The 18,646-nt window shown below is 48.6% G+C and carries 17 protein-coding genes; 5 read left to right on the top strand and 12 right to left on the bottom strand.

Annotation, left to right across the window (positions count from 1 at the left end; translation table 11 throughout):
* Nucleotides 1–4: 4 nt before the first annotated feature.
* The 8 genes from M2277_RS23115 to M2277_RS23080 form a co-directional block, all read right to left on the bottom strand.
* On the bottom strand, nucleotides 5–1,543 hold the full coding sequence (locus M2277_RS23115; protein WP_006208935.1) for an extracellular solute-binding protein: 1,539 nt from the start codon (nucleotides 1,541–1,543) through the stop codon (nucleotides 5–7).
* A 279-nt stretch (nucleotides 1,544–1,822) separates the two neighbouring features.
* A complete protein-coding gene (locus M2277_RS23110; RefSeq protein WP_006208934.1) occupies nucleotides 1,823–2,740 on the bottom strand; it encodes a carbohydrate ABC transporter permease in 918 nt (305 codons plus the stop codon).
* Between the two features lie 16 nt (nucleotides 2,741–2,756).
* Nucleotides 2,757–3,725 carry an ABC transporter permease gene (locus M2277_RS23105; protein WP_280755590.1) on the bottom strand — a complete coding sequence of 323 codons (969 nt, stop codon included), beginning with the start codon at nucleotides 3,723–3,725 and terminating at the stop codon, nucleotides 2,757–2,759.
* A gap of 1,159 nt (nucleotides 3,726–4,884) precedes the next feature.
* Nucleotides 4,885–6,495 (bottom strand): response regulator transcription factor, encoded by a 1,611-nt coding sequence (locus M2277_RS23100; RefSeq protein WP_006208930.1) that lies wholly within the window; start codon nucleotides 6,493–6,495, stop codon nucleotides 4,885–4,887.
* Nucleotides 6,496–6,531: 36 nt separating this feature from the next.
* A complete protein-coding gene (locus M2277_RS23095) occupies nucleotides 6,532–8,325 on the bottom strand; it encodes a sensor histidine kinase (RefSeq protein WP_063479770.1) in 1,794 nt (597 codons plus the stop codon).
* Nucleotides 8,326–8,356: 31 nt separating this feature from the next.
* Nucleotides 8,357–9,913 carry an extracellular solute-binding protein gene (locus tag M2277_RS23090; RefSeq protein ID WP_006208928.1) on the bottom strand — a complete coding sequence of 519 codons (1,557 nt, stop codon included), beginning with the start codon at nucleotides 9,911–9,913 and terminating at the stop codon, nucleotides 8,357–8,359.
* 203 nt (nucleotides 9,914–10,116) lie between these two features.
* Nucleotides 10,117–10,548, bottom strand: a complete 432-nt coding sequence (locus tag M2277_RS23085; RefSeq protein ID WP_006208927.1) for a hypothetical protein — start codon at nucleotides 10,546–10,548, stop codon at nucleotides 10,117–10,119.
* A 48-nt stretch (nucleotides 10,549–10,596) separates the two neighbouring features.
* On the bottom strand, nucleotides 10,597–11,223 hold the full coding sequence (locus tag M2277_RS23080; RefSeq protein WP_006208926.1) for a stalk domain-containing protein: 627 nt from the start codon (nucleotides 11,221–11,223) through the stop codon (nucleotides 10,597–10,599).
* Between the two features lie 210 nt (nucleotides 11,224–11,433).
* On the opposite strand from M2277_RS23080, the gene M2277_RS23075 reads away from it, so the two are divergent.
* From M2277_RS23075 to M2277_RS23055, 5 genes are all read left to right on the top strand, one after another.
* Nucleotides 11,434–11,625 (top strand): hypothetical protein, encoded by a 192-nt coding sequence (locus M2277_RS23075; RefSeq protein ID WP_006208925.1) that lies wholly within the window; start codon nucleotides 11,434–11,436, stop codon nucleotides 11,623–11,625.
* 141 nt (nucleotides 11,626–11,766) lie between these two features.
* Nucleotides 11,767–12,111, top strand: a complete 345-nt coding sequence (locus tag M2277_RS23070; protein ID WP_006208924.1) for a hypothetical protein — start codon at nucleotides 11,767–11,769, stop codon at nucleotides 12,109–12,111.
* Between the two features lie 235 nt (nucleotides 12,112–12,346).
* On the top strand, nucleotides 12,347–12,838 hold the full coding sequence (locus M2277_RS23065; protein ID WP_006208923.1) for a cation:proton antiporter regulatory subunit: 492 nt from the start codon (nucleotides 12,347–12,349) through the stop codon (nucleotides 12,836–12,838).
* A gap of 3 nt (nucleotides 12,839–12,841) precedes the next feature.
* On the top strand, nucleotides 12,842–14,086 hold the full coding sequence (locus M2277_RS23060; RefSeq protein WP_006208922.1) for a cation:proton antiporter: 1,245 nt from the start codon (nucleotides 12,842–12,844) through the stop codon (nucleotides 14,084–14,086).
* Nucleotides 14,087–14,103: 17 nt separating this feature from the next.
* Complete coding sequence (locus M2277_RS23055; protein ID WP_148247934.1) at nucleotides 14,104–14,973, top strand: YitT family protein; 870 nt, start codon at nucleotides 14,104–14,106, stop codon at nucleotides 14,971–14,973.
* Nucleotides 14,974–15,155: 182 nt separating this feature from the next.
* Here the strand turns inward: M2277_RS23055 and M2277_RS23050 are convergent, their stop codons facing one another.
* From M2277_RS23050 to M2277_RS23035, 4 genes are all read right to left on the bottom strand, one after another.
* Entirely contained in the window at nucleotides 15,156–15,371 is a 216-nt protein-coding gene (locus M2277_RS23050; RefSeq protein ID WP_006208920.1) for a DUF2905 domain-containing protein, read from the bottom strand.
* Between the two features lie 109 nt (nucleotides 15,372–15,480).
* Complete coding sequence (locus tag M2277_RS23045) at nucleotides 15,481–16,314, bottom strand: carbohydrate ABC transporter permease (RefSeq protein ID WP_036643029.1); 834 nt, start codon at nucleotides 16,312–16,314, stop codon at nucleotides 15,481–15,483.
* A gap of 2 nt (nucleotides 16,315–16,316) precedes the next feature.
* Nucleotides 16,317–17,210 carry a carbohydrate ABC transporter permease gene (locus tag M2277_RS23040; protein WP_280755589.1) on the bottom strand — a complete coding sequence of 298 codons (894 nt, stop codon included), beginning with the start codon at nucleotides 17,208–17,210 and terminating at the stop codon, nucleotides 16,317–16,319.
* Nucleotides 17,211–17,281: 71 nt separating this feature from the next.
* Nucleotides 17,282–18,610, bottom strand: coding sequence for an ABC transporter substrate-binding protein (locus M2277_RS23035; protein ID WP_280755602.1), 1,329 nt, complete (start codon nucleotides 18,608–18,610; stop codon nucleotides 17,282–17,284).
* Between the last annotated feature and the right edge of the window lie 36 nt (nucleotides 18,611–18,646).

Here is an 18,646-nt window from a genome sequence, read left to right as displayed (position 1 = left end):
TCATTTACTTCGTGGATTGGAACCATTCATTCGCTGCGTTTACCATATCGGCTCCACCTTCAGCTCTCCATTGAGCAAGGAATTGATCGTATGCATCAATCGGCTTCGCTCCGGAAATGAATTGCAGCACATTGTCATCCAGCATGGTTGTCAATTTCAACTGATATTTGGATACAGCTTCAATTGGCGGTGCTGTTGACATCGGATCCACTACGATAATACCCTCGGCATTTTTCTGGAAAGCTTCGAAATGTGCTTGCAGAACCGGATCCTTACGAACGCGTGCCTGCCAGTAGATCGGGTACTTCTCTTCATCGACACCTGTAAGGAAACTGCTTGCATTGTTGAGCTCATCATTAAAGATCGGCAGAATTGGATAGTACTTACCGTCCTTCACTTCATGATGGACGCCTTCTTTACCCAGCGCGATGCCTTTGAACGTCTCAGGCTCCAACTTCGCGTTCAGGAATTCCATCGCGGCTTCCTTGTTCTTTGAGGATTTCAGGATAGCTACATACCAAGTGGTGTTCGTTTTAACACCGACAACGGCTTTGCCGTCTTTGCCTTTCAGGTAAGGGATGATGGACGTTTTGGCATCCGGGAAGTTTTTCGTAAGCGCATCAATCGTTGTCCCGGCATTCCACCAGGCCAGCTCATACATCGCAGCTTTACCACCCGAAAACTTTTCAATGGATTTCTGTGCGGTATTAATCGGAGTCTCGTTATCGAGCAATCCTTCTTTATACAGTTTGTTCATAAAGGTAAGGTACTCTTTCATCTCTGGAAGCTCAGCCCGATGCATCAGCTTGCCGTCGACCTCTTTCCAATCCGTCAAAACACCAAATGTCGTGGCAATGTTGCCATAAATAGCAGGGGCCTTATTGCTCACCGTGAGCGGAATGACATTTTTCTTCTCTTTGATCGTTTTGAGCACATTGTAAAGCTCATCGGCGTTTGTCGGTGTGGACAGTCCCAATTCATCCATCCAATCCTGTCTAACCACCAGTTCCTCCCCGATACTTACGCCTGCTCCAGTCTCGGGAATGCCGTAAATCTTCCCGTCGATGGTGGCACTGCCGAAGGATTCCTGCTTAATGGATTGCTTAATATAATTGCCGTGGGATTCCAGCAGCTCATCAATTGGCTCAAGTGCTCCCGCAGATGCCAGATTGTAGAACTGGGCTGCATTCAATTTCACCAGATCATAATTGTCTTTGCTGGATACGAGCAGGTTCAGCTTCTCGTCCGCATTTTCTGCCGGCAGCAGTTCATATTCCACATTGAATCCGGTTCTTTCCTGGATGTACTTGGCCGCATATTCAGTCTTCGGATCAAACAATCCATATTGCATGATCATGCGCAGACCCGGTTTTTCAGCAGTTTTCCCTCCGTCCCCTTCATCTTTCGGGGTCGTAGCCGGCGTATCCGAAGGCTGAGCTGCCGGTGTATCGGTCGTGCCGCCTCCCCCGCCGCCGCATCCGGACAGCGCCAGCGTAAATCCGAGAATTCCAGCCAGTACTGCGGATTTTTTAATCTTGATCATGGATAACCCTCCTTGTGATTGAGAAATTCAATGAATCCTGCCACCTGAGCAATACGAAGCGCATCACCACCTTTATAAGAGAACCCCACAAAGTGGGGCCTTGCTCCGAAGTCCATTCAGGTACTTTGTGGGGACCCCGGAAATTATAATAATGTTAAGAAAAACGTCTATCGACGTGCTTTCTCTAGAGATCGACCGCTTATAGAGGACATTTTTCCTATGAAATAAGGTGGGTAACCTTCCGGTACTTCCTTGTCTCTTAAGAAACACCTGATGAATCTAGCCTTTAACCGAACCTACCAGCACGCCTTTGACAAAGTACTTTTGCAGGAATGGATACACCAGCAAAATCGGGATCGTTGCCAGCAGGATTGAAGAAGCCTGTATGGACTGAGGTGTTGCGTTAATCGCGGCGTCGACATTATCCTTCAGGAAATCCCCGCTGGACGAAACCAGCAGCTCCTTCAGGTACAACTGCATGGGTTTGATCGCCGGATCGGTAATGTAGATCATCGCCGCAAAATAGTCATTCCAGAAAGCGACCGCAAAGAACAATCCAATCGTTGCCATGACGGGAAGCGAGAGCGGCACAATGACCGAGACGAGGATGCGGATATTCCCCGCGCCGTCCAGCTTGGCGGATTCCTCCAGCTCATCCGGAAGACCCTCGAAATAGTTTTTAATAATGAGCATGTTGTACACATTCACCATCGCTGGCAGGAACAACACTGGGAAGGAGTTTACCAAGTTCAAGTTCTGCATAAGCAGGTAAGTCGGAATCAGGCCGCCGCTGAAGAGCATCGTGAATACGAAGATCAACAGCAGTCCTTTTCGTCCCCGCAGTCGGTATTTGGACAACGGATAAGCCGTGAGCGTAGTCAGAAACAGGCTGCAGGCCGTTCCAACCACTGTCAAAAAAATGGACACCTTGAGCGAATTCAGGAACATGGAATCCTGAAGCACATATTTGTAGGTTTCGAATTGAACCCCGACCGGGAGCAGCCCTACCTGCCCTGATATGACGGCACCCTCGCTGCTCAAGGATTTGGCGATCAAATTCATGAAAGGCAGCAGGGTGGTTAAGCCCATCACAATGAAAAAAGCATAATTAAATACCGAGAAGCATTTTTCCGAAAACGAGGTTTGGATGACACCTCGGGTGGTGTTTGTTCCTTCCAAAGCTTTTTTGTGATCCATATGCGCCACCCTTTCTTTACCAGATCCCGCGCTGTAAGTATTTTCTGCTCATAGAATTGCCAATGATGACCAACGTGAAGGATATAATGGCTTCGAACAAGCCAACCGCGGTGGAGAAGCTGTAATCCTGGTTTCCGAGACCCTGCCGGTATACATAGGTTCCGATGACATCCGACACCTGGTACACCACCGGATTGTACATGACAAGAATTTGCTCCGTTCCCGCTTCCAGCACGTTCCCGAGCCGCAGGATAAACATCAGGACAATAATCGGCGCGATCCCCGGCAGCGTGATATGCCACAGCTGCTTCCAGCGTCCGGCCCCGTCAATCTTCGCGGCTTCATACAGCATCGGGTCAATCATTGTAAACGCTGCCAAATATACGATCGTGCTCCAGCCCGTTTCCTTCCAGCCTGCGGACGTGATCAGCACGCCCCGGAACACGCTGTTATCCAGGAAAAAAGCAATCTGCTCCATCCCCAGGGATACCAGCAATTTGTTGACGATTCCTCCGTTTGTTGAGAGGAGATCGATAAACAATCCGCCAACGATGACCCAGGACAGGAAATGCGGAAGATAGATGACGGTTTGCACCGTGCGTTTAAATACCATATTCCTCAGCTCATTGAGCATCAGGGCAATCATAATGGGGAGAGGAAACAAAATCACGATTTTCAGGAAGCTGATGATAACCGTATTTTTGAATACCTGCGCAAAGTCCGGCGACGTGAACAGCTTCTCGAAATGCTTCCATCCTACCCACGGGCTGTCGGCAAATCCGGTGAAGATGTTGAAATCCTTAAATGCAATCGTAATCCCGTACATCGGTGTGTATTTGAACAGTAAAATGAACAAGATGCCCGGCACGAGCAGCAGGTAAAGATCCCACTCTTTCCAAATGTCCGTCCCTAAACGGCCCCAGTATCCTCGTTTTGGTTTTATCTCTCTATGCGGTGCCGGCGATGGTTCTATCGTGAGTTTCATCGACTCGTCTCCCCCTTTCTATTGATTCAATCTCCTTGGTTACTACACATTGTAATTCGCGCCGAGGAGACTGAGTAGGCGAGGATGATTACTATTTATGGTAATATGATGTTGTGTTGGGGCATGGACGTCAGTAATTATGACATGAGGTTGCGGCAGGTATTTCATAAGGTGTTAACTTGTCACGATCGGCTAATCGCTGCCAACGAAATTCAAATCTGAAATTCAAAGCATACCCTGCCAAAAAAAGAGGATGGTTCATCACTCCGCATACGGATTGTCCTTCCGATCCCTGTTACCCCCGGATTTCATCTGAATGGATAGATAATGTGGAAATCCGGGGATAAAGGAGACCGCTGCCGCTTCTCCAGAACAATTCCGCCTGCTCCGTTGAAGCTTGCTCATTAGGGTTTAGGCGGTCGATTTATGGCTTGCCGTGCACCGTCGCCAAAGGCAGCACCTCGTCTGCTCTGCGCCGAGCTTGGCCTTTCTGCACAACCATCTGAAGCGCCCATGCGGGTGATTACTTCCGTCCTGCCGATGGTTGGGTCTGGAGGGATAAACAAACGAGCCGTTCGGGATGTATGCCCCGAACGGCTCGTTTGGTTAGTTTATGTACTGCGCGCGCTCTGCTGCGCTGCGTTTTACCCCCTCCCCCACTTCAAGGGGGAGAGGCTTTGGGGGTAGTATGAACCCACGCGGACCAGCGGAGAGGACATATCGATTCCGGAAAAGCGGTAGCGGTCGGCTGAAAGTTTTCCATAGGAAAACTCACATCGAAAGCATAATTTGGAGCCGAATTTCTTCCTCCGTAACCATCATTCCAGAAATTCGGCGACAACAGCGATTGGAGGAACGATATGACCGCGCAGCGGGCTTCACGTTTCTTCCTCCCCCCAACTACAAGGGGGAGAAGCTTTTTGTGGGCATGACCCCCACGGACCAGCGGAGCAGACGTATCGATTCCGGAAAAGCGGTAGCGGTCGGCTGAAAGTTTTCCATAGGAAAACTCACATCGAAAGCATAATCTGGAGCCGAAATTCTTCCGCTCTCATCATCATTCCTGGAAATTCGGCGACAACAGCGATTGGAGGAACGATATGACCGCGTAGCGGGCTTCAGATGTGTGCAGTAGTGCCGTACAGCCTCTCCCGCATCCTCATCCCTTAAACTCCCCCGGGTTCACGCCCCAATACTTGCGAAACACCTTGGTGAAGTAACTGACATCGCGGTACCCGACCAGCCTGGCGGCATCGTACACCTTAAATCCATCCTGCAGCAGCGACTTGGCCCGCTCCATTTTGCGCTCCAGCACATAGGTAGAGAAGACTACCCCCATTTCCTGCTTGAACAGCCGGCTGAGGTAGGAGGAATTGACGTATAAACGGTCTGCTACCGTATGCAGCGTAATCTCCTGGTCCATCTCCTCCTCAAGCAGATTCAGAATATCCTTCACCACCTGATTGCTCGTCGTTTTCCGCTGCTCGCTCATAAACGCGACAATATGTTTCACCGTTCGCTCCAGGAGCGAGAACGTCTGCATTTTAGTGCTGAGCAGTTTGACGTTTTGGAAATAATCGATATCTTCGCCAACCACGCGTTTCACCGTCCAGCCCTGCTTCTGGATCATTCGGGTGAAAAAGCTGTTCATATAAAGAACCGCCTCATGGAATTCGTCCGAGGATTCGGATCTCGTAAAGGCCTCCTCCCACAACCCCTTGAGCGCCTCCAGCGCCTTACTTTCGTCCGCCGTTTCCAGCGCGATCTCAAGTGCCTTCTCCAGGTTCTGCTGCACGATCACGCCCTGGATATCCCGTCTCAGCTGTTCCCGGTAAGGAATCGCGAGATCGTGTCCATACACGACGCGCTCCTGCAGGGCCCGGCAGGCCTGTACATACAGCAGGCTCATTTCTTCAATCGTGCCGATGGATGCACATATGCCCGCACTTGCCGTTAACTTCAGCACTTCCCTCGTTTGCGAGAGGAGCTTGGATACATCCGCGTTCAGCCGCAGCATGGCCTCCTTGGCATCCTGGTCCTCCTCCACAATCAGCACCAACAGCAGCAGGTTGCCCGAATCCGATGTAATCCAGCGGGAAGGATGGGGCAGCAGCTCCTTCGCCAGGCACTGCATGGTAAACTGCAGCAGCTCCACATCTCCACGTTGAAACCGGGTCTCATGCTCAGGCAACGGGTCCAGATCCACCACAGCCACCGCAATACGGTCATGCTCCTTCAGCGGAATATATAACTCCCTGCTCTTGCTGAGAATGTCCTGCCTCGTATATTTGCCGCTGATCCATTGGATGAAAAATAGGTTTTGCAAATGCGGAAGATTATCCTTCCATTTCTGCTCCAGCGCCGCCTTGCGCTGCCACTGCTCCAGATCCCCTCGAAGCTGCTGTCTCGCTTCCAGCACAGCCTCGAGAATTTCTTCCTCGCCGGCCGGCTTCAACAAATATTTGGACACCCCGTATTCCAGCGCAATCTGCGCGAATTCAAAGTTATCATGTCCGCTCAGGATGATCATTTTCATTAATTTGCTGATTTCCTGTCGGCTTCGCAGTTCGCCAAGGAGCGTCAGTCCATCCATTTCAGGCATCTGCACATCGATCAGCATGATATCAGGCTTCTTCCTGCTCACTAGCTCAAGTGCCTCGACTCCGTTAGATGCCATTCCCACCACTTCAATCCCGTGTTTGTCCCACGGGATATTGTGGGCTAGTGCATTGCGCAGCCGAGGTTCATCTTCCACAATCATGAGATTCATTCAGGTCCTCCCCTTTTAAGGCCATCTAGATATGAACTATAACTCCATATTAACTTCCTTGCAGCGGTCCAGCGGAATGGAGATGGTGACGGTTGTGCCTTCGCCAGGCACACTGTGCACCGTCAGATTGGCCTCCCTGCCGTAATACAGCTTCATCCGGCTAAATACATTGCGAAGACCAAACAGATCCTTCACATTCTCCTCATCCTGAGAGGAAGCCGGCACGCTCCGGGAGCCCATCATTGCAAGTTCATGCTGTATGTAACGCAGCCTTTCCTCTCCGATGCCCGGTCCATTGTCCTGTACACTGATCACTACCGTATTCCCCTTCTCAATGCAGCTGGAAATCTTCAGGCATCCCCCTGATGACTTCCCCTCCATGCCATGAATGATGGCATTCTCTACCAAGGGCTGAAGCAGGAGCTTCAGGAGTGGTACTCTCTTGCTGTCTTCCGAAATCTGATAGTCTACGGTGAAATTGTCCATGAAGCGAAGCTGCTGAATGCGCAAATAGTAGTGCAGGTGGGTGATGCTCTCCTCAATCGTGAACACCTGCCTGCCCTTGTTCAGGCTCAATCGGAAAAACTTCGACAGATTCATGACCATCTCGCTGATCTCATCCGCATCATAATTCTTCGCCGTCCAATAGATCGAATCCAGCGTATTGTACAGAAAATGCGGGTTGATCTGGGATTGCAAAAATTTCAGCTCCGTTGTGGTCAATCTCAGCTGCTGCTCATAATGGTCCTCGATCAGATGCTTCTGTACCACAGCCATTTTGTTAAACGACTGGATAAGAAAACCGAACTCGTCCTTTCGCTTGGTATCAACGTGGATGTTCAGCTCCCCGCTGCTGAGCCGCTTCATTCCGCGTGCCAATTTGAGTACAGGGGACGCAATTCCACTGTAAACCACCCACGAAATAATGATGGCCAGCAGGACGCTAAGCACGATTATCGCAACCGTGAACAAGCGCAGCTGATCGGTTTCTTTATACAGCTCACTCTTCGGCTGGACCAGCTCAAGACGCCATGTTGAATAATCCGAGTCAATGGTGACGGTCATCTCTTTGTCGGAGATCTCCTCCTCGTACACTCTGCCGGTCTCCACCACCACTTCTCCCTTTTCGTTTAACAGGGCAATCCGGCTGTTCTCCGAAGGCAGCAGCGTCTTGATAATATTCAACAGCTTGCTCTCGCTGAAAGACACGACCAGCAGGTTCGACTGCCGTTCACCGTTATATAAGTCCATGGCCCGAATCAAGGAAATGCTGTCCGTGTTGGTCATCTGACCAAAAGAGACGCCTTCCGCCACAGGGTATTCCGACATAACGTAGGAAATCCCCGTTCCGTTTCTCCGGGCAGCTTCGACGAGCCATTCCTGCTGAGTTTCGCCCATCAACCTTTTTCCTCCGTAATGGGTGGAAATAAACATGTTGGATGCCTGGTGGTACACGGTAATCTGGGACACATACCGGTTCACCGACACAAAATCCGATAACTGATCCAGGATATAAGAAAAATCCACAATCGATTGAGGTGAGAAATTGGTGCTGTTTTTATTGAGCAGCTCGTTCATTCTAAGATCACCAGAGATTAGGGAAGAGATCTCCTCCACATTTTGCAGTGCCAGATCAAAATGATTCATCGCAGACGATAAGGCCATCTCTGTCCGTTCGACGGCCTGTTCATAGAGAATGGCTCTGGACCGCTCTACCGCAAACAGGCTGATGATGACCAGCGGCAGCAGGATCAGCAGAAAATAACCGGTCAGCCGGGTTTGAATATTTTGCGAAAATCGATCCCTGATCCAGCGAAACATCGCCATCATTCCATCTCCCCCTCTCTCGCCCAACTCGTCCTCATGGTTTGGCATACCATTCATTAACTTCCTTCGTTATTTCATCTCCTCCTTCTTCCTTCCACGTCTTCACATAGTCATCGAAGGCATCCAGGGGCTCAAGTCCCATAATGATTTTCGTAAACACATCCTCCAGATTTTTAAGCTTATTGTTATACTTTGTCATGGCAGGTGTAGGGACTCCGTAGAATGCGTTGGGAATGATATGATGATTAATCATCTGCAAGTTGTTGTATAAATTGAAGTCTCCGAGCGAGTCAAGCCGTTCCTTAAACAGCAATTCATCCGGCACGTCGACCAGGGACTGGTAGATCCCGCGATATAAATGCTTGTCATGAAGCGTAAAATCCGTAACAATCTCCCCGTCCTCCCACTTCCAAATTTCATTCTCGAAGCCCAGCTTCAGCGTTTTGTAATCACTGGCGATAAAATCCAGCATCTTGATCACCTCGGCAGCATTTTCCGAGCTGGCCGGAATGACATTGTAGCCGCGGATAATATCCTTGCCTTCCACCCCTTTGAAACCGGAAGGTCCAGTCGGATATGGAAGCGGAATCCATTCTGCCTCCGGATCCTTGTTCATGTTGGCCGCAATCGGCCCCCGCGTGTCATACCATGCCGCGGAGAACAGCCCTACCGTGCCATTTTCTATTTTTTCGAATAGATTGTTCTGTAAATTCAAAGGGAATTCCCGATCCAGTAAATTCTCCTGATACAACTTGGCAAAAAATGCGAGGGTCTCCTTCGTTTCAGGCAAAATGTTTCCGTTCACAAGCTGCCCGTCCCGTTCAAACCACATATTCCGCTGCGTACCGAAAGCACCGAAAAACGGGGAGGAGCGCCCCAATTTCGAGGTAAGGGTTAACCCGATCGTATCCTGAAGGCCGTTGCCGTCCGGATCATCCAGGGTAAAGGCGCGGATGACTTCATAATATTCCTCCAGCGTTTCAGGAGGTTTCAGGCCGAGCCGATCGAGCCAATCCTTGCGCGCATACATGAGCTCTGCTCCGGTCACTTCATTCAAGCTGGGAACCGCATAGATTTTGCCGTCATATCTCACCCGATCCCACACCTCCGGCGGAATTTTCTCTCTCAGATGGGGACCATACTTGTCAATTAACTCGTCCAGCGGCATAAACGCTTTCTGTTTGACATAGTTGTCAAACCATACCGGCTCATAGGTATGAAGCATATCCGGCAAATTGCCTGAAGACATAATCACATCAAGCTTCTCGTTGTATACCTCAGGCGGCGGCAGATTAACCCCAATCTCAAGTCCGGTACGCTCTTCAATGTAATTTAAATACGGATTGTCATTCTCATCCATGCCTGCAGGGAACGTCATCCCGAGACTCGAAATGACGATGTTGATTGAAGCACTCTTCGGTTGATTTTCCGGCGGGCTGTCCTCCTCTGCAGGATTTGGACCGCTGCATCCGGCAGCAAAGAATATCAGAAATACACATAGAAGAATTAGAACGTTACCTTTTAGCAGCCTTGACCCCTCTCGACCCACTCGTTGAATAAACTCATCATTACAGGCCTTGTTCTTCGGCATATGTCCTCACTCCCTCTAACTGGTAAGCTAATACTACTATATAACGATTTTATGGTGAGTTAGATCACCTTTATAATCATTCTGTAATGAAATGCGGCTTCCTTCACCCAGGCAAAAGAAAAGAGCCGATACCCCGGTCATTCCCGAACCAGGGTACGGCTCTACATGAAGCAACAAATATGGATCCTGTCATACTCCAACTACTATTTCGGCTCCTCTTGGTCTCGAGTCTCCTCCAGCAAGGGGATTTCTTTGCGCAACTCTTCCGATTGCACTTGGATCACTTCGAACGTACGACCGCAGTGGGCACAGAATTTGGCGTTGAGCGCTGAGCTGTTGCCACAGCCTCTGCATACCTTCTCATCCGTAAGATTGGCGATGTGAAGCAGATTTTGCTCGATTTCGAAATTCAATTGATGGATCTTGGCTACATAGCTTTGGATGCTCTCCTCTTCGGGCGGCCATTGCCCCGCCTCAGTTGCAGCAAATACAACTTTTCCGATTTCCAGCAGCTGCTCATCGATATCACTCTTCTTACCGTTGTTTTGCAGCTTTAACCGATTAACTTCAACCAGGATTTTGGCTTTGTTTCCGGCGTCTGACACGCCGGCCTTAAATTTATCAAAAAAACTCAAGCTGCACTCTCCCTCTCTGTTTGACTTCTTTTTCGAGCTGTCATCATTTTATTCCTTCAGTGCGATTCTCAGAATTTTATCATGGTCCGTGTAGTTAATGCCAGCACCAAGCCCTCTTGCGAATACCTGAACAGGCACATAAGTCACGCCATCGATGACCTTGGGAGCAACTGCCACGGTCTCCGATTTACCGTTGTAATATATCGTTTTGCTTCCGATCGTAAGCGTTATTTTATGATTCCCTCTTTGCACACCAATGCTGGCAGCTTCACGATTCCAGGTGACCTTAGCCCCCATTCCCTCTGCAATTTCCCGCAGCGGCACCAAGTTGATGTTGTTATACACCAAGGGCTCACTATCAAATTTCACCAGGCCGCCGTTGACATAAACCTTAAGACCGGACTTGGCATAGGCCGGAGCAGCCGGCTTCGGCGCGGACTTAGGCGTGCTGTTTTGCGATGATTTCGCCTTGGGTGCGGATGAAGACGACTTGCTGCCGGAAGAGCTTCCTCCCCCGTTATGATAATGATACTCCCCATATGACAGCCCCCAGCGTTCACAATTGGTTCGGCAGGTGTGCCCGCCGTTGGCATCCGTTCTTCCCGGATGTGCTGATACGACCGAGCCTGATACAAGCAGTAAAGCAAGGGTACAGCATAACATTTTTTTCTTCATGACATCGTAACCCCCTGGTATAATATCCCTCCAGTACATTCTAGCATATTCCTATATAGGAGATTCATATATGTAATTACATTATATAGAAGGAAAAATTTTTCCATTCTGCTTATGCCTTCATTGTTTCACTTTCTTCCCCTGCGTTTATTCGTTACATAGAACCGATCCTTTTGAGCCAAAATATTGCCAGAAAGGAAAGTGATCCTAATGAGCAAAAAGAAACCCGAATTCGACGGACAATTCCCTGGCGTTGACCCCATTCCCGAGCCAGACCGTCCGGATCAAGCCGCAACCGACAACATCGATGATCTTGTCCTTGGTATTTTGGAGGATAAGGATGAAACGAAACTCGATATCGAACCCCAGACAGAAAATTACGATAAACTTCGGAAAAAGTAGAATTAGACAAGCTTCAATATAATGTAAAAAATATAATCGATCTGTAAAAGTGTTTGAAAATTATTTATCGTTCTCATTTTGAGAACGATTATTTTTATGTTATGATTAACATAGAAGCTTGGGACGAAGGGGGGAGTAACTGTGAACCGTTTCTTAAAAACAGCAAGAATCGTATGGATGCTGATACTTGTTTTGGTTACGGCATTTGCTCTTTACATTCCCGTCCAAGAGTATTACAGCAACGAAATTGAAGATGATCGGTACGTCTACAAGAACGACCTTCATCTGAAAGCGGCTGTTCTGAAACACTCTCAAATTCTCTCCAAACTTAAGGCAGCTGGCAACTCCTTGCCATTGTTCTTAATGTTTTCGGCCGTCCTTCTGCAGCAGGCTCCCAGAACACGTCTGCCCTATCGGCCGATTATTCCACTTCGGCTCCGGCTTTTATTATTATTCCCCATTAAATACACATCCATATTCGTTTAGTTATTCCTCCCTTTCGCATTCAAACTGACTGCGGTTTCTTAAATTCGCCAATTTTTCATCACTCATGCAGCAACACAACGAGCCTGTGCTGATTGACCTATGCACTTAGGTTTATATAAGACTGTGCAGAACATCATGAATGGATTGTTTTATTTGGCTACTCGTAATTTGGATATCCGTGTGACGTTGGTCTACCCATAACTAAAAGTGTATTTTCTTAGGAGGATTTTAACCTATGCATGTTCGCGAAACGGATTTACCCGGAATTGGAAAAAAATTTGTAATCGATACCCGTGGTGGTGATAAGCTGGTCATCATCATTCATGACGACGGTCGCCGTGAAATGTACCATTATGAATATGACGATCCGGAAGAAAGCATCTCCATGATCTCCCTGGATGATGATGAGGCTCGTCAAATTGCCGCCATCGTTGGCGGTCTGACCTATAAACCCAAGGCGCTAGAAACAATCGATATGGCGCTGGACGAATTGATTATTGAGTGGTACCGCATCGAGCCCCACTACTATGGGGCAGGCAAATCCATTGGTGATCTGGGCGTACGTCAAGCTTCAGGTGCAACCATCATTGCGGCAGTTCACAAAAACAGCAAACATATCAATCCCGGGCCTGACGTTATTATCACGCCGGATTCGACGCTTGTCGTCGTTGGCGAACGTCAACAACAGCGGCTATTTAAACAAATCTTGATGAACGGACGTGGTTGATGAATGGATCATTTGGTTTTAGAAGTCGGACTGGCGATTGCGTTGATCGCCCTGGCGGGGTTGCTATCAGCTAAACTCCGGTTTTCCGTCGTCCCTTTCTATATTCTTGTAGGGATGGCGGTAGGGCCCCACGCATTTCATTTTGGATCATTTGATTTTCGTTTTATAGAAAGTGCTCCGCTCATTGATTTCATGGGGCGGATCGGCGTACTGTTTCTTCTGTTCTACCTCGGCCTGGAATTCTCTGTCGGCCGGTTAATCAAATCAGGCAAATCCATCGTTGTCGGTGGGAGCATCTATATTGCCATTAACTTTACACTTGGACTTATGATCGGAATTTTTTCCGGATTTCCGGTGGCGGAAACACTGATTGTTGCAGGAATAACCACAATTTCATCAAGTGCTATCGTAGCCAAGGTGCTCGTTGACTTGAGAAGGACAGCTAATCCGGAGACCGAAATGATACTCGGGATTATCATGTTTGAGGATGTATTCCTGGCCGTATATATCTCTATTCTGTCCGGTCTCGTATTAAGCGGATCTTCTTCGCTGGGTGGAGTATTGATATCTGCGGTTATTGCACTCGGGTTTATGCTGCTTGTCATTATTCTGGGCCGAAAAGCCGTGCCGCTTCTGAATCGGGCGCTGAATATACGGTCTAACGAATTATTTGCACTGGTTGTTTTTGCCGCATTGTTCCTGCTGGCAGGCTTCGCTGAAACGATTCATGTTGCGGAAGCCATCGGTGCACTGCTTGTCGGGCTTGTCCTGGCAGAGACAGAGCATCGTGAACGGATTGAGCATTTGATTTTGCCATTCCGCGATTTCTTTGGCGCTATATTCTTCTTTAGCTTCGGTTTAACGATCGTACCATCCGAGCTTGGTGGAGCTGTATGGTTATCGTTGATCGCCGTTGTCATCACGCTGTTGGGTAACTTTATTGCAGGTATGCTTGCCGGACGCAGTGCCGGATTGTCTTCCAAAGCGTCCTCCAATATCGGTCTGACGATTGTCTCCCGCGGGGAATTTTCCATTATTCTCGCCAATATGGGTAAAGCCGGCGGGCTAGCTGCCTTCATTCAACCGTTTGCAGCCTTGTATGTGCTCATTCTTGCCATACTCGGACCATTGCTGACCAAGGAATCCAAGCATGTATACAACTTCTTGAACAAAATATTTAAATTTAAAGACCATAAGGAGAAGAAACCGGTTAAACCGAAGCTAAAGGATGAAAGTCTTGGCGGATAAAGGAGGGTACATTGCCTATGGTTCAAGTCCCGGTTCGTGTCACGAACGGTGCACAAGACGCCGCAAGCAAGGCAAGTACACCCAGAAGATTGATCATGGCTGCCATCGGAGGGCTGATTGCGGCGTTCGGCTTAGATCTGTTTCTTGTACCTAGCGGAATCATTGCAGGCGGTGTGACAGGAATTTCAGCACTCGCTTCGCATCTGACAGGGCTTCATACAGGCATGTTTCTATTTGCACTCAATTTACCTTTGCTCCTGCTTGTTTATTACAAGTCCAATCGGGAAAAAGCCATTGCGGCAACGATCGGGCTGCTGACCTTTTCCATATGCTCGATCCTGTTCTTCCCGATGCCTGCTCTACTGGACAGCAAGATCGGGAGTGCAGGCATTGGCGGCATTTTCCTTGGGCTTGGCATCGGGATCTGCCTTCGTTACGGGGTTGTCCTCGATACCCTTCAATTACCCAAGATGCCGCAGCAGCTATCCCATCTGCTGACCCGGTTGAAGCTGCCCCACAACCATATCTTTATCAATATCATGGTACTGACATTGGCAGGGCTGCTGCTTGGCTGGGAACATGCGATGTATTCTGCCATCGCATGCCTGATGGCGCTGGAGACGGGTCGCATTACGACCTCCCGTCTTCCGCTTAAACGGGAGGTTCGGATTGATAGTACGAGTGAAGCAGAGATCAAACACAGTATGAAAGCCATCATGGGATATGAACCCCAAACGGAGAGTTTGAATGAAGATACAGGATTTGAGAACAACTCATTAAAATCCTCCCGGCTTGTCTACCGGGTTCATATTCTGGAGATGCCCAGACTAAAAGCGATCGTGAGAAGCCTTGATCCGAATGCGGAGATTACCATCATTCAGAAGTAAGTGTTCTCTCTTCCATGGAAACAGGCCGGCTAAGGGTTTGCCCTAGCCAGCCTGTTTTTTTAGATATCAGAGAGTGTAAACTCCGAAGTTTAGGCCTTCCTGATATCACAAGAAAAACATCCCCTAACCGCGGTCAGTCTTCTGAGAAAATACGTCGATAGACGTTTTTCTTATGAATTTCGTTATTTGCGAAACTGCTGGATCAGAAACAAAATCAAGGAGCCCACCACGCTGATGACTAAGCAGGTTACAATCGGAAAATAGATTTTGACATTGGGCTTATCCACAACGATGTCGCCTGGCAGCCTGCCGACAAATCGGCCAATGACAGGCCATAGCAGCCCAATCACGATCAGGGCGCCCCCTATCCATAACAGTGCCCTTGTTACAGGATGCAAACTATTTCACCTCATTCATCAAATCAATTCATCATACGAAAGGTTTCCTTGTATCATAATGGATTTGATGGACTCGCCGCAAGGTACGCGCCTCGACTTCGACTGTGTTCTAGCCTTTCACTGCTCCGGCCGTCATCCCGTCGATAAAATACTTCTGGAAGCCCATAAACAAGATGAAGATCGGAATAATCGAGAAAAAGGAGCCCACAATCAACAAATCATAGTTGTTCCCGTAAGGGGTCAGCAGTGTCTTCAAGCCAATCGGAAGGGTATATTTGCTGTCATCGCTGAGTACCATGAACGGCCACAGGAAGTTGTTCCAGCTGTTCATCCCGTTCAGGATCGCCATGGCTGCGAAGGATGGCTTCATCACCGGCAGGATCAACCGCACATAGATCCCGTATTCCGTAGCACCGTCCACCCGCCCTGCCGCAATCATTTCTTTTGGAATCCCTCTTAAATACTGCCTGAAGAAGAAGATCGTAGCCGCGCTTGCAATCCCCGGCAGCACAATGGCCGAGTATGAGTTCATAAGGCCGAGATTGTAAGTCAGCGAATACAGTGGAAGAAGAAGAATTTCAAAAGGAACCATCATGATGAGCAGCACGCATATAAACAGGAAATTCTTGCCGATGAAATCATAAGCTGCAAAACCATACGCAACGGTTGCACTCACCAGCAAAGTTAATGTAACCTGTACCACCGTAAGCAGCAAGGAGTTGAAAAACCACATAAAATAAGAATGATTCCCTGTAAACAGATACGTGAAATTGTCCAGGTTCATTACCGACAGATCGAACTTTAAATTCAGGCCATAACGAATCAAGTCCTCACCGGGCTTAAAGGACGCGATGGTAACGGCGTAAAAGGGTACCAGGATCAGAAAACACAGTGCGGAGAACAAAATCAAGAGGATCACTTTGATCAGTGTTTCTCTTCTCATCCTCAATCCTCCTTCTTGAACATTCCTGAGAGTTTCAGCTGCGTCAGATTAATGATCATGGTAATGGCCAGAAGCACAATCCCCACAGCGGCCGCATACCCCAGATTGTTCTTCTCGATGCCTTGACGGTACAGGTAACCGACAATCGTAAGGCCGATATTTTTGGGAGAATTGTTGCCGTTCCACAGCATCATACTCTCAATAAACATAGCCAGCCCTGCATAAATGCTGATCGTTAATACATAAATCGTGGTCGGTTTCAATAATGGCATCGTGATTTTGGTAAACTTCTGAAAGGCCGAAGCCCCGTCGATGGATGCCGCCTCATAATAGTCATCCGGGATGTTCTTGAGTCCGGATAAAAAATACAGCATATTAACCCCCGTCCACCGCCATGTGGCCAGAGCCACCAAAGCAATGAAGCCGGTAACCTGTCCCTTCAGAAACTTCACCGGTTCCACCCCGAACCAGCCCAATATGCTGTTGATGAGCGACCCTTCCATCTCTCCAAACATCAGCCGGAAGATGGTACCCGCCACAACAACCGACGTCAGTGCCGGAAAGAAAAAAGACGATTTGAAAAACTCTCTTCCCCACATAAACTTGTTGTTGATCAGCACGGCAAACAGCATCGGAAACGGAATCAGAATAAGGAGTGTCAGCAGCATATAAATCGCACTGTTCATGACCGCCTTCAGAAAAATGCCGTCCCCCATCAGCTTCTCGTAATTAGCCAAGCCGATCCAATCAGCTTCCTGACCCAGCTGGATCTTCTGAAAGCTCATGCCAAATGAGCTGCCTAACGGAAGTACCCAGAACACAAGGAAAACCAGAATAAACGGCAGCACAAAAACATAAGGAGCAACCTTTTGAGAGTACAGAAATTTTTTAATCATCACTTTACTCCTTTGATAAGAGCCGCCCATCGTATGAGCAGCCCTTCGTTATGGTTACCGATGAGCCGGAATCATTTTAATTCCTGTTCGATTTGCTTCTGGGCATCGTTCAAAGCTTCTATAATGTCCTTGCCATCCTCAAAAATCTCATTAAATGTCGTTGTGCACAGGACGTTGTTGATGGTGGGCGAAGCGGAGGTCGATTTGATTAACCGGATTTCATCCCGGATCTCATTCAGAACATCAAACGGGTTGTTCACAAAATATTGGACAAACTGATTCTCAGGGTTGTGCGTGACATCCTTCATATCCCAGACATCCATATTGACCGGATCAAACCCAAGCGTGTTCCATATCTCTTTGTTGGCATCCAGCGACAATTTGGCAAACGCCAGGAAGTCTTTCGCCAGTTGAACATCCTTTGCGGTCTTGGTAACAACGGTACCGGTTCCGCCGCCGCCAACGGATCTTGGCATGCCTTCTTCAATTACCGGGATCGGTGCGATCGCTATTTTTCCTGATAAATCGGACATGTAGTTGGTGTATCTGGACATTTGCCACAGCGGCATGAAGGCGGTAGCATAATTCCCTGCATTAAACTCGCCATAAGCCTCTTCCGTATCAGGCTGACCACCGGCGATAGTCGCAATGGCATTGCTGTCCTGCAGATCCTTGAGCAGTGTCATAGCCTTGATCATGGGCTCCGAATTCACGACCGGATTGCCGGAATCGTCGGTGAGGTCGACCCCTTGCTGCGCCAACAGCATGGATGCCTGCCAGGCTGCACTTGTATCCGCCGTTCCCATATATTTGCCGGTTTTTTCATAGACCTGGATGCCGGCCTGCTTGAAGTCCTCCCAGGTCACGATATCCTGATAGTTAACACCAGCCTCCTCCAGGATTTCGGTATTATAGAAGGCCACGGAGGCTCCAACATGAGTTGGGACGCCGTAATTCACGCCATCCTTGCTGTAAAGATCAATCCGGGATTTGACGATGGTATCTCGGTATGGATCAATAACGTCATTGAGCGCTTCCAGCTGCGGAGTTCCAGCTAGAAAATCCGGGAATTTGCCTAACTCGATATCGGCAATATCAGGGGCACCCGTGCCGGACTGAACCGCGATGGATAGTTTATTGTGCATGTCGTCATATGGCATGACCGTCACGTTCAGCTTAATCTGGCGATCCGGATTCTCGGCGTTCCATTTGCCCAGCATCTTCTCAAAATGCTGTCCGTGCAGCTCAACGAATGTCCAATAGGAAAGCTCCGTGGCGCTTTCTCCCGCCCCTCCGTCCAGAACCGAGGTTTCTCCCCCTGCATTGTTCGCTTTACCGCATCCCCACAGGAACAGCGTCATGCCTAACACCATAAGCACCATTATCCATTTTTTCCTCATCATACGGGACCTCCCTCAATTTTCATTCCTATATCC

It is taken from the genome of Paenibacillus sp. LBL, from assembly GCF_029893715.1.
GTDB classification, from domain to species: Bacteria; Bacillota; Bacilli; order Paenibacillales; family Paenibacillaceae; genus Paenibacillus_AQ; species Paenibacillus_AQ glucanolyticus.
Note: the sequence above shows the minus strand (reverse complement) of the source record. Positions and strands in the feature narration are given on the sequence as shown.